This is a genomic window from Paenactinomyces guangxiensis (assembly GCF_016055185.1).
GTDB lineage: Bacteria > Bacillota > Bacilli > Thermoactinomycetales > Thermoactinomycetaceae > Paenactinomyces > Paenactinomyces guangxiensis.
This window is the reverse complement of record NZ_JAECVR010000019.1, coordinates 1-12041: the sequence shown is the minus strand read 5'-3', so window position 1 is coordinate 12041 and position 12041 is coordinate 1. Positions and strand designations below refer to the sequence as shown.

The 12041-nt window shown below is 46.5% G+C and carries 11 protein-coding genes and 1 pseudogene; 10 read left to right on the top strand and 2 right to left on the bottom strand.

What is annotated here, in order from left to right; genetic code table 11:
* Positions 1–417 precede the first annotated feature (417 nt).
* The 10 genes and pseudogenes from ltrA (at position 418) to I8U27_RS15675 (ending at position 10340) form a co-directional block, all read left to right on the top strand.
* Entirely contained in the window at positions 418–1707 is a 1290-nt protein-coding gene (gene ltrA / locus I8U27_RS15720; RefSeq protein ID WP_269751023.1) for a group II intron reverse transcriptase/maturase, read from the top strand.
* Positions 1708–1820: 113 nt separating this feature from the next.
* Positions 1821–2620: pseudogene (locus I8U27_RS15715) on the top strand (group II intron maturase-specific domain-containing protein); the annotation flags it as partial.
* 245 nt (positions 2621–2865) lie between these two features.
* Positions 2866–3630, top strand: a complete 765-nt coding sequence (locus I8U27_RS15710) for an ABC transporter substrate-binding protein (protein WP_181754969.1) — start codon at positions 2866–2868, stop codon at positions 3628–3630.
* Between the two features lie 35 nt (positions 3631–3665).
* A complete protein-coding gene (locus I8U27_RS15705) occupies positions 3666–4343 on the top strand; it encodes an amino acid ABC transporter permease (protein ID WP_181754962.1) in 678 nt (225 codons plus the stop codon).
* Complete coding sequence (locus I8U27_RS15700; RefSeq protein ID WP_181754960.1) at positions 4327–5049, top strand: amino acid ABC transporter ATP-binding protein; 723 nt, start codon at positions 4327–4329, stop codon at positions 5047–5049. The genes I8U27_RS15705 and I8U27_RS15700 overlap by 17 nt, the downstream gene beginning before the upstream one ends.
* A gap of 261 nt (positions 5050–5310) precedes the next feature.
* Positions 5311–6006 (top strand): Yip1 family protein, encoded by a 696-nt coding sequence (locus tag I8U27_RS15695; protein WP_181754958.1) that lies wholly within the window; start codon positions 5311–5313, stop codon positions 6004–6006.
* Positions 6007–6029: 23 nt separating this feature from the next.
* Positions 6030–7163 (top strand): efflux RND transporter periplasmic adaptor subunit, encoded by a 1134-nt coding sequence (locus tag I8U27_RS15690; protein WP_181754956.1) that lies wholly within the window; start codon positions 6030–6032, stop codon positions 7161–7163.
* Positions 7160–7852, top strand: a complete 693-nt coding sequence (locus I8U27_RS15685) for an ABC transporter ATP-binding protein (RefSeq protein WP_181754954.1) — start codon at positions 7160–7162, stop codon at positions 7850–7852. Before I8U27_RS15690 ends, I8U27_RS15685 begins: the two co-directional genes overlap by 4 nt.
* Positions 7849–9042, top strand: coding sequence for an ABC transporter permease (locus I8U27_RS15680; RefSeq protein WP_181754952.1), 1194 nt, complete (start codon positions 7849–7851; stop codon positions 9040–9042). Before I8U27_RS15685 ends, I8U27_RS15680 begins: the two co-directional genes overlap by 4 nt.
* Before the next feature lie 173 nt (positions 9043–9215).
* Positions 9216–10340 (top strand): site-2 protease family protein, encoded by a 1125-nt coding sequence (locus I8U27_RS15675; protein ID WP_309506189.1) that lies wholly within the window; start codon positions 9216–9218, stop codon positions 10338–10340.
* 101 nt (positions 10341–10441) lie between these two features.
* On the opposite strand, the gene I8U27_RS15670 is transcribed toward I8U27_RS15675, so the two are convergent.
* Complete coding sequence (locus I8U27_RS15670) at positions 10442–11176, bottom strand: FixH family protein (protein ID WP_181754950.1); 735 nt, start codon at positions 11174–11176, stop codon at positions 10442–10444.
* A gap of 92 nt (positions 11177–11268) precedes the next feature.
* Positions 11269–11937 (bottom strand): response regulator, encoded by a 669-nt coding sequence (locus tag I8U27_RS15665; protein WP_181754949.1) that lies wholly within the window; start codon positions 11935–11937, stop codon positions 11269–11271.
* Positions 11938–12041: the final 104 nt, after the last annotated feature.

Here is a 12041-nt window from a genome sequence, read left to right as displayed (position 1 = left end):
CGAGTCTTGGGTCTGTGAAGGTAACGACACAGACTAAGCGTAGACAGAGCGACGTTCAGGCCGTAACGCAAGTGAAGCGATTGAGCCTCGTGATTCAAATCCGAGGGCCGACAAGGTCGAAAACTTGGAAGGCTACAGTAGATTTCCGTTAAGGGCGAGGAAATCGGAGACCTCGGCGGGGTCTGAGAGCACGGCATGACGGAAAAGGAAGTGTCACGGAACCCGGGAGATCCACTATGGTCTTCGGAAACGGAGTACGCCGACTGAAAGGACCATCCATAGGGGAGCGGATGCCATAGTGGAAGTCGGACCTGCTGATAGTACTCGGAGCGTGGGAAAGCCATGTACAGGGGGAAGCGGCAGGACAGGATGAATGCCTGGCAGGGAAACATACCCTACACACAGAGGTAGAAAAGTATGTCAACAAAACTGAACAGGATAGCTAAGAAAGCTCAACAAGATAGGAAAATACGTTTTACATCTCTTACCCACCTGATCACACCTGCGTTTCTGCAAGAAACGTGGCGCATGCTGAACAGGAAAGCCGCAAGCGGTATAGACGGTGAAACAGCCAAGAAATTCGAAGAGCAGATCGTTGAAAGAACTCAGGACATCTGGAAAAGATTGAAACGGAACCAGTACAAAGCTCCACCTGTCCGACGAGTAGACATTCCAAAGGGAGATGGGAAAACTCGACCACTCGGAATACCTACGGTAGAGGACAGGCTGGTACAACGAGCAGTAGCGAGAATCCTGGAAGCTATATTTGAACAAGACTTCCTGTCCTTTTCCTATGGCTTTCGTCCAGGACGTAACCCGCATCAAGCACTCAAAGAGCTGCGTACTTGTATTGTGACCCGAAAAGTGCGACATGTATCTGAGGCTGATATTCGAGGATATTTCAACCACATCAATCATGACTGGATGATGAAGATGGTAAAACACCGGGTCGCTGACCCGGTAATCCTTCGTCTCATTGGCAAATGGTTAAGAGCAGGTGTCATGGAGAATGGAGTGGTAAGGAGAAACGATGAAGGCAGCCCGCAGGGCGGACCTATTAGCCCCATCTTGGCAAACATTTATCTCCATTTTGTACTTGACCTCTGGTTTGAGAAACGGTGCAAGAAATGGTTCCAAGGAGAGGCATATTTGATTCGTTTTGCCGATGACTTTGTAGTCTGCTTCGAATACAAGAGGGATGCGGAAGGATTTCAACTTTTGCTCGAAGAGCGAATGAAGAAATTCGGACTGGAACTGGCCAGAGAAAAGACGCGACTGATTCTCTTTGGACGGTTTGCGAAAGAACGTAAAGCCCAATTTGGTGAACGTCCAGAGACTTTCGATTTTCTTGGGTTTAAACATGTATGTGGAGTAGATAGAAAAGGAAAGTTCGCACTAGTGAGGATACCAACGACGAAAAGCTGTCGGAAATTCCTGGACCGCGTACACCAATGGCTAAAGAAACACAGCCGTTGGAAACGTCGAGATCAACAAAAACACCTGACCACGATGCTGAAAGGTTTCTACCAATACTTTTCTCTTTACCATTGTCTACCTAAACTGAATTACATCTTCAGAGAAGTGCAGAGACAATGGATCCGATCTCTACGGCGACGAAGTCAAAGACACCGTTTGTATTGGAGTTACCTCACCAGCAGGGAATGGTTTAAACTACCCTATCCAAAGCTACTCCATACAAATATCTGATGAGCGAAATTAGTGAATCATCTTGGGGAGCCCGATGCGGGAAATCCGCACGTCGGGTTCTGCTAGGGGCTGGCAGTACAAGGGGGAACCCAAGGCTGCCTTCTACCAACCATCGGGTAAACCATGATAAACTCATGGGACTACTCGCAAAGAAGATTCCAGATAAACGGATTTTAAAACTCATTCGCAAATACCTGGAATCTGGAATCATGGTGAATGGCATAAAAGTTGCCAGTGAAGAGGGTGTCCCGCAAGGAGGGCCCCTGAGTCCGTTACTGTCCAACATCATATTAGATACGTTAGACAAGGAACTCGAAAAGCGACTGCAATATCTATGTCAGAACACGGAAAGCTGGCGAGAGAGTCAAACAATCGATCACCCAATTATTGAGCAAAAGCTTAAACTCAAGGTCAACCAAGAGAAAAGCGCAGTAGATCGTCCTTGGAGACGAAAGTTCTTAGGATTTAGTTTCACTTACCATCTTCAACCGAAAATTCGTATAGCAAAGGAAGCATAAAGCGGGCAAAACAAAGGGTTCGGAAGATCACCTCTCGTTCCAAACCTTTGACCATACAGCAAAGAATCGAGCAGCTCAACGTATTTCTGGTAGGATGGTGCAATTACTTCTCTCTTGCGGACACCCCATCCCCATTCCAACAACTGGATGAATGGCTTCGCAGAAGGCTCAGAATGTGCCTTTGGAAGCAATGGAAGAAGCCAAAAACAAAAGTAAAAAGGCTTATTTCTTTAGGAGTTCCCAAAGAAAAAGCCTATGAATGGGGTAACACACGTAAGAAATATTGGCGAATCGCTTGTAGCCCTATACTGCATCGAACACTAAACTCTGCCTACTGGCAGAGTCAAGGTTTAAAGAGCATAAAGGCAAGATATGACCTAATTCGTCAGACTTAAGTGAACCGCCGTATACCGAACGACGTACGGTGGTGTGAGAGGACGGGGGTTAGTCACCTCCTCCTACTCAATTTATTCAATTCTTTTTCTGTTTATTTATAACTTTATATGTTTATTGTCAGAAGGATAAGGGTATAAGTGTTACAATGCCCCGCATAGTTATAAATTTCTATTATTATTTATAAGGTAAGGAGGTTTTGCAGATTAGAAAACTACGCTTTATTTGGGTGTATGCCTGTTTAATCATGATTCTTTTATTGATTGCGTGTACCCCGCAGAAATCCGGAGATCAGCTGACTTTGCAAGAAGGAACATTTACATTTGCCATGAGTGGGTTGTATAAGCCATTTAATTATAGAGATTTTAAAAATGGCGGGGAGATCTCAGGTTTTGATGTGGAGATTGGCAAGGCGTTAGCCAAAGAAATGGGTCTGAAGCCGGTACCGGTTACAACACCCTGGGAAACGATTATCGCCGGTTTGCAAGCAAGAAAATTTGACGCCATTATCGGGAGTATGGGCATCACGGAAAAAAGGGACCAGGCTGTTGATTTTACTCAGCCTTATTACCGCTCCGGCGCCCAGATTTTTGTAAAGGAGGGTAATACCTCAATCCGCTCCGATAAAGATCTGAAAGGGAAAAAGATTGGTGTGGTCAAGGCTTCTACCTTTCTTGATGTAGCCAAGGAATACTCACCTGATATTGTGGAGTACACCAGTGATATTACCGCTCTTCAGGACTTGCCGACAGGCAGGATTGATGCTGTGATTACTGATCAGGCAGTAGGATTGTATGCGATGAAAAGTATGGGATTCCCGATCAAAGATGTCGGGCAGCCCCTGACGATGGACGAAATGGGAATTGCTGTCCACTCGGGGGATAAAAAATTACAACAAAGGCTGAACCAGGCCTTAGAACAAATTATTGAAGACGGAACTTATGAGAAAATCAGCCGTAAATGGTTTAATCGCAATATTTTGACAGACGGACAGGGGAATCAGTTTGAATAAGATTTATCAAGATTATAGGGGGGATTATCAGCGAAATGGACTTTTTTGATATTTTTCAGACAACAGTAACAGGCTTTTCGGAAGCAGCGTGGAAAACGATTCAACTCACTTTCTGGTCTTTGCTTTTAGGGACTTTATTCGGCCTAATTATCGCTTTTTTAAAACTCTCCAAAAACCCGGTTTTCAGCTGGGTTGCAAACATTTATATTACCGTCATCCGGGGGACTCCTTTGATTGTGCAGGTTGTGACCATCTATTTTGGATTGGCTGAAATAGTGGCTCTCGACACATTTACCGCAGGCGTAATTGCCCTTGCCATTCATGCGGCTGCGTATATTGCGGAGATTTTCCGGGGAACGATTCAGTCGATCGATAAGGGTCAGACCGAAGCGGCTCTCTCGCTGGGAATGACCGAGCGCCTGGCCATGAGGCGAATTATACTGCCGCAAGCGTTTCGGCGTTCGATTCCTCCATTGGGTAACCAGTTTATTATCGGTTTGAAAGATTCTTCACTTGTCGCTTACATCGGTGGAACGGAATTATGGTCTGCAGCTTTAAGTGCGGCTGCCGATAATTTTAAGCCATTTGAGACCTATGTGATCAATGGCCTTTATTATTTGGTCCTCGTGTTGATCTTTTCTTTCCTGGTTCAATGGTTGGAAAAACGGCTTGATGTAGAACAAAGGGGTGTCAAGTTTGATTCGAGTAAATAAGTTAAATAAATCGTATGGCGACCTTCATGTGTTGAAGGATATCGACCTGCATGTGCAAGAAGGAGATGTTGTTGTCCTGATCGGGGCAAGCGGATCAGGAAAAAGTACCTTGCTGCGATGCCTCAATTTCCTGGAGATTGAGGATAGCGGGGAGATCTACCTGGAAGGGAACTTGATTAACCCCAGACAAAGTGATTTGACCCGGGTCCGGCAAAATGTGGGAATGGTATTTCAACACTTTCATCTCTTTCCGCACATGACTGTACTGGAAAACATCATCGAAGCTCCGGTACATGTGAAGAAAACAGCAAAGAATGAAGCGAAAAAGCTTGCCATGGAATTGCTTGAGAAGGTGGGGCTGGCAGATAAAGCAGATCAGTACCCCTATTCGCTGTCCGGCGGACAGAAACAGCGGGTCGCAATTGCCAGAGCCCTCGCAATGCAGCCAAAAGTGATGCTTTTCGATGAACCGACTTCTGCCCTGGACCCCGAGTTGGTGGGTGAAGTTCTCGCGGTGATGAAAGAATTGGCCATGGAAGGGATGACGATGGTCGTCGTTACCCATGAGATGGGCTTTGCACAGGAAGTGGCTGATGTGGTTGTCTTTATGGATGAGGGGAAAATTATTGAAACAGGGACTCCTGAGCAGATCTTTGAGTCTCCCCGGGAAGAGAGAACCAGACAATTTCTGAGCCAGGTTTTATAATTTTTTTCCGGTTCGATCATCCTTTAGCTGACCCTCGGCCACCAAAAGATTAAAATATCCTTAACCGGTTCCTTTTTAAAAGGAAGATGAACCAAAAACATTCATAATTAGGGCTATCCTGGTTATGAATGTTTTTTTATATAAATAAAATCAAAATAGCTATCAAAATTAAATTTGTATACAAATTTGTCACACAAATCGGTAGTTTTTGTATGTTAGGTTAGATATATAAGGAAAAGTGTGGTTAAAGGAGTGGGTTTTTTGGAGGCACATATTCAAACCGAAAAAGGTTTGAGTGAAAAGCCGTCATTAATTGGGATGATCGTAAGCCCTGAGAAGCAGTATCGGCGTATTAAAGAAAACCCAACCATCTGGCTGCCGATGATCATTTTAATGGTTTTGGCAACAGCTTTGATCGGCTTACAGATGTATTTGTTGGTCAATGATCCCCAGTACCTTCAGCAAACGCTCAGGGGTGCGGGGAATGTTTCACTGGATATTGAAACGATGAAAATATGGACCATCGGTATCGGAACCGCTGTTGGATTCCTCACCGTTCCCTTCTCGTCGCTGCTCGCTGCATTTTTCACCTGGATTTTTGTGATGTTGATGCAAGGGGAGGCTAAATTCCGGCAGTTGTTCTCTTTTCAACTCCATCTCTATGTGATCAGTCTGTTATCTTTGATTGTCTCAGTTATTCTGTTTTCGGCATTTGATTTGGACCCTAATGTTCCAGCGACCAGTCTGGCCAGTATCATTCCTGCTGAAGGGGCTGTAAAAGGGCTGTTGAGTGCGATTGAAGTATTTGCAATTTGGGGTACGGTTTTGACAGCCAGCGGCCTGCAAGTGATTGCCAGTCTCTCGCGCGGGAAAGCCTGGACCATTGCAATTATCTTCTGGTGTGTGGTTGCTGTATTTTCTGCCGTCTCATCATTGTTTCAGAGCTTTGGGGCTTAGAAGTTAAACCGGAGGAATGATAAGTGAAGAAAAAGCTGTGGATCGGTGCAGGGATCGTGGCTGTCATCGCAGTGCTGGTTACTATATCAGTCTATCAAAAGTCACATGCAGAGGAGACCGTCCAGGTAACTCGCCTGCAAGAGCGGGTGTTGGAAGAAAAGTTGACCACCTCGGGGACACTATCTGCCGGAAATCAGCAGATGGTTTATCTGCAACCGGATCGTGGTGAACTCAAGAAGATCCTTGTCAAACCCGGGCAAAAGGTGAAGAAAGGGGATCGATTAATCGAATATGAAAACCCGACTCTGAAAGGAGAGAAAGAGCAGGCGGAATTACAGGTTCAGACAGCAAAAGTAAAGCTGAACAGCTTGTACCGCCAGAAAAAACAGCTGGGCAAATCAACCGTTACTCCTTCCCCTAATCCGGGGCAGGGTGCTCCCGGCAGTCCAAATCCTGATCCGGGAATGGCTGCTTCCAAAGAGGAGATCGATCAGCAGATCCAGTTGACCCGTTTAGAGTTGAAACAAGCGCAAAAACAATTGGAGCTTGCCAAAAGCAGGCAGAATCGCTTATTTGTCAGAGCCGAAAATAATGGTACGGTGGTACAGATCAACGAAAATCAGGGAGCTGGCCAATCAGCTTCAGAACCGGTTGTAGTGGTGGCTGACCTCGGCCAGTTGAAGGTGACGGCAAATATCTCCGAATACGATGCCCTGAAGGTAAAGGAAGGACAAACAGCTGCGATTAAAACGGATGCACTTCCCGACAAAAAGTGGTCGGCACAGGTGGAGAAAATAGGACTCCTGCCCAAAAAAAATCTTGCTGCAGAAGCGGCAAATGAAGATGCACAGGTCACCTACCCCGTTGAGCTGAATGTGAAGGAATCGGTACCGATGAAGTTAGGGTCACGCCTGATTCTGGAAATTGTTACTTCGGCAGCAAAGGTGAAGGCGCTCCCGCAATCAGCAATCAAAGAGCAAGGGGAGCAAACGTTTGTATTTGTAGTGGAAAAGGGAAAAGCGGTCCAAAAGACGGTAAAAGTGGGCAGAAGCAACGAACAGTTTGCCGAGATTGTCTCGGGCATCACCGCTGATCATCAGGTGATTGTGAATCCCACGTCAGAACTGGCTTCCGGGGCGGAAGTGAAAATACGATGATCGAGTTAACAGGCATTTACAAAACATACCAGGCGGGTCATCTCACTGTACCGGTTTTAAAAAATATTAATTTTACAGTTGAACAAGGAGAATATGTAGCAATCATGGGGCCGTCAGGCTCAGGGAAATCGACGCTGATGAATATCATCGGATGTCTGGACCGGCCGACAAAGGGACATTACCTGTTAAACGGGAAGGATGTTTCCACGGAAGATGAGGTGGCCCTTGCCTCTATAAGAAACCGCACGATTGGTTTTATCTTTCAGCAATTTCAACTGCTGCCACGGATGGATGCGCAAAAAAACGTGGAGCTGCCTTTAATTTATGCGGGCCTGTCCAAATCAGAACGGCAGCAACGCTCCCATGAAGCACTGCAACGGGTCGGACTTGCCGATCGCAAGAACCACCGTCCGGCGGAGCTTTCCGGAGGGCAGCAGCAACGGGTCGCAATTGCCCGGGCCCTTGTCAACCAGCCTCTTGTCCTTCTGGCGGATGAACCTACAGGTGCACTGGATTCTCACTCCAGCCGTGTCGTGTTGGATCTCTTTGACGCGTTGCATGACGAAGGAAGAACGATCGTGATGATTACCCACGACCCGGAAGTGGCGGAACGGGCGCAGCGACAAATCGTAATCAGGGACGGGGAAATCATCGCAGATGAGGCAGGGCGGGGAGGAAGACTGTCTTGACAATTTGGGAGAACATTAAAATGGCGACGGACTCCATTTTCGCCCATAAGCTGCGCTCCATTCTTACGATGCTGGGAATCATCATCGGTGTCGCTTCCGTCATTATCATCGTAGCCATCGGGCAGGGAGGAACAGCTCAGCTTACAGAGGCGTTTGCCGGCTCCAGTAATACAGTGAATCTGATGCCGAAGCGCGATGAAAATGCCGCTTTTTTTATTCCGGAAGAAAATGTGTTTACACAAAAGGATCTTGATGATTTAAAGCAGATCTCTGAAGTCAAAAGTGTGATTGCGTCCAGTTTTGACATGGCTAACATTCAATACCGGGATAAAAAGACCGGCGGAACCTTTGTGTTCGGTGTGAATAGCAACGTTTTCCTGGAGACATCAGGACTTAAAGTCAGGCAAGGGCGTATTTTTCAAAGCGGTGACTTCCACAGCAGCAGCGGTGGAGCCATTTTATCTGATAGTGTCGCTAAAAAATTGTTTCCTGACAAAGACCCCATCGGAGAAATTATCCGGGTGAAGTCCCAGCCTGTCCGGGTGATTGGCGTATTGCAAAAGCCCGAAGGCCTTCAGGGATTGGTAGAAACTTCGGAAATATACCTCCCCTCGCAGACTTGGCGAACCGTCTTCGGGTCGATGAAGATTGATCAGGTTGTACTACAAGTAAAAGAAGCCGGCCTGATGGAGAGTGCCGGAAAAAAAGCGGTTGATATACTCAATCGCAATCATAACAAAGACGATGGATATGAAGTGCAGAATATTGAACAATTAACCCAGGGGATTAAGCAAGTGGCCAATATCATGACGATTGTGATTGGCAGTATTGGCGGAATATCCCTTCTGGTCGGGGGCATCGGAGTCATGAATATCATGCTGGTCTCTGTCACTGAACGGACGAGGGAAATTGGAATCCGCAAAGCGATGGGCGCGACCCGGGGCAATATTCTGATGCAGTTTTTGGTTGAGTCTGTCACATTATCCGTGATCGGCGGAGGAATCGGTATCCTCATCGGTGCAGGAGTCTCGGGAGTTCTCAAGGCGATGGATGTTTGGCCGGCAACAGTTTCCATTCCTGTTGCGATTGGCGGGGTTCTTTTTTCGATGCTGTTTGGAATCGTCTTTGGGATCCTGCCGGCAAATAAAGCGGCTCGCCTTAATCCGATTGAGTGTCTGAGATATGAATAAAAAATATTTCCATTTACTGCAAGAGGGCTCTTTTCAGAAGCCTTCTTCTTTTATTTAATGGAGGTGAATAGGTCCATTTATGCACCTTTTAGGACAATCTGAGATTTAATCAGGATAGAATAAATCGTAAAAGGGAAAAGGTGTAGTAAGTTGTTGATAAAGGAGGCCCTCGGGTGGATCAGGATAAACGAAAAAAGTCCGGTCGCAGAGTTTCTTGGCTGGGCTGGATTACTGTTTTGCTTGTCAGTGTGGGCGGCAAGTTAAAATCGATCATTCCTCTTTTAAAGTTTGGAAAGTTTGGCGGAACGCTCATCAGCATGGCTGTTTCCGTGGGGGCTTGGGCCTTGTTATACCCGCTGGAATTTGCGGTGGGACTTGTGATTATGATTTTTATTCATGAGATGGGGCATGTGTGGGCAGCAAAAAGAAAGGGATTGCCTGTCTCAGCCCCTGCCTTTATTCCTTTTTTGGGTGCCTTGATCACGATGAAACGGCAGCCGAGTGATGCGGCGACCGAAGCGTATATTGCATACGGAGGTCCGTTGGTCGGCACATTGGGGGCCCTGGCTTGCTACGGAATGGGGGTATGGACACAAAACGAACTTTTTTTTGTCATTGCGATGGTTGGTTTTTTTCTGAACCTCTTTAACTTGATTCCGATTCATCCGTTAGACGGAGGAAGGATTGCAACTGCCATCACCCGCTGGCTATGGGTAGTCGGACTTGTTGTCGGGCTGGTGCTTATCATTTATTTAAGAAGCCCTTTATTAGCCCTGATCTATCTGTTATTCGTGTGGGAGTTGTGGGCAGTCTACGTTAAACGCAGACGAAAAAGAAAAGTAAAGCCCAAGCTGTTTACGATAAAAGCAGAGATCGATCCCCATCGGTTTGAGGAATCCGGAATGTGGATTCCGGGGGAAGACCATCGCCGTGAGCTACCTTACCGGCAATATTGTGTGATGGAAACGCGGGAACATGTGCTGGAGGTAGGATTCCCAGGAGTGGGAACCCTTACGAAGGTTGAGGGGATTACAGGACTGGTCCGGAATATCCAGTTGGTAAAAACGATTCGCCCCGGCCATGAGAATCGCAATGTACGTATGTACCTGGAAGGGGAATATATTCCGCCGGAGCATGAAGCAGTCGGGGGCATTCAGCGGGATGACAAATATTATAGTGTTCCCCCGAAAACCCGCTGGGCTTTTGGGCTTGCCTATGTTGGATTAGCTGTATTTCTTATATATATGCTATTTGTGCTCGGACAGTATTCCATCACAAATCCGACGGTCATCAGTTAAAAAAAGACGAACCTGCGGACTCTGCAGGTTCGTCTTTTTAAGTGGATTTAGCTCTCTGTCATACCAGTATATATGCAGTGAATAGAAAGAACAACGTCAAATTATTTCACAACTAAAGTCTCCTCTTTATGATCATGGAGCTTACCTTTTTCAACATGCAATTTCACATGATAGGTTCCGGGTTGTGGAAAGCGAATACTGGTATAGTATTCTCCCGGCTTTCGCTCAGCCGTATCGGTATATTCGTGTTTTTTCTCCCCCTCTCTCCAGTATTCAAACTGAACTTCTGCTCCGGTAACAGGATTCCCTCCCTGCATCACATGAGCTGTGATAGGTGCAGACTGTCCACTTGTTGCCCGCGGTGGCAACACCACGTGCATGGTGAGTCCCTTTCCGTGGCCCTGATGAGAATGGGGCTGTCCGACTGTAAATTTACCGCTGATCATCTGATGTACTTTCGATGTGGTGACATGGACGATCACCAGATATTCTCCCTGATCCTGAAAAGCTGTAGTGGCAGTATAAGTTCCCTTTCCGTCCAGCTTGCTGTCAATTTTTTGGTGATCCTTCTCTCCCTGTTTCCATACTTCAAATTCCACTTTTGCATCATCCACCGGTTGACTGCCTTCTTTAACCGTTGCCTGTAAGGTTACGTGTTTCCCGACTGCCGGGCTGGCGGGATTGGTTTGGAAAGAAAGTTTTAGTGTTTCGGCTGCGGGAGTGTTTTGTTGGCCGTTATGATTTTGGTGCTGGTTTGCCGGTTGGTTACAGGCGGTTAATAAAAGAGCGAACAGAGCGAAACAGATCGCCAATTTCCTGTATAATAATTGTCTCACTTTAGAAACTCCTTTCACTAATGCAACCCCATTTGAAAAGTTCTGCTCTTATCTTAATGGCGGTGAAGGATTTGCACCATCCCTCTTTCGGACTATAAATGGTCATTTCCGGGAAGCGGCGGTGATACCCAGCCCTGTTCATAAGCATAACGGGTTAACTGAACCCGGTTGTTCAAATGAAGCTTTTGCATGATATTTTTTAGATGGTTTTTCACCGTATATTCAGAGATGGATAGTTGTGCGGCGATTTCTTTGTTGCTGAGTCCTCTGGCGACAAGGCCCAGTATTTCCTGTTCACGGGCCGTTAGTCCAGACTCCCGGGGCGGGGACGGTGCCTGGCTGAACTCGTTGAGAATCCGGCGGGCCACCTCCCTCGGCATCGGGGCTTCATCAGCGGCCAATGACTGTAGGTATTCTAACCAGATGGAGGGATTTAAATTTTTTAACAGGTAACCCTGCGCTCCTTTTTTTAAGGCTTCAAAAAGATCGGAGGCATCATCAGATACAGTGACCATCACAATTTTTACATAAGGGAAGCGCTCCTTGATCAATCGGGTTGCTTCTAAGCCATTCAGATCCGGCATGTTGATATCCATTAAGATCATGTCCGGCATCATTTGCTCGGTGAGACAGATCACTTCCTGACCGGTCCTGGCTTCCCCGACAATCTCAAAACCCGGATCGCTTTCCAGGATCATTCTCATCGCTTTTCGGGCATCTTCATGATCATCTCCAATCAGGATCCGGCAATGGTTTCTCATCTATGTCCCTCCTCGTATAGTAAGTTTAAATCCTCAAAAACAATCCATTTCCAGTTAAAACTCGTTCTTTGAAAAGTGAATATCCATCATTCATAGGGGGTGGA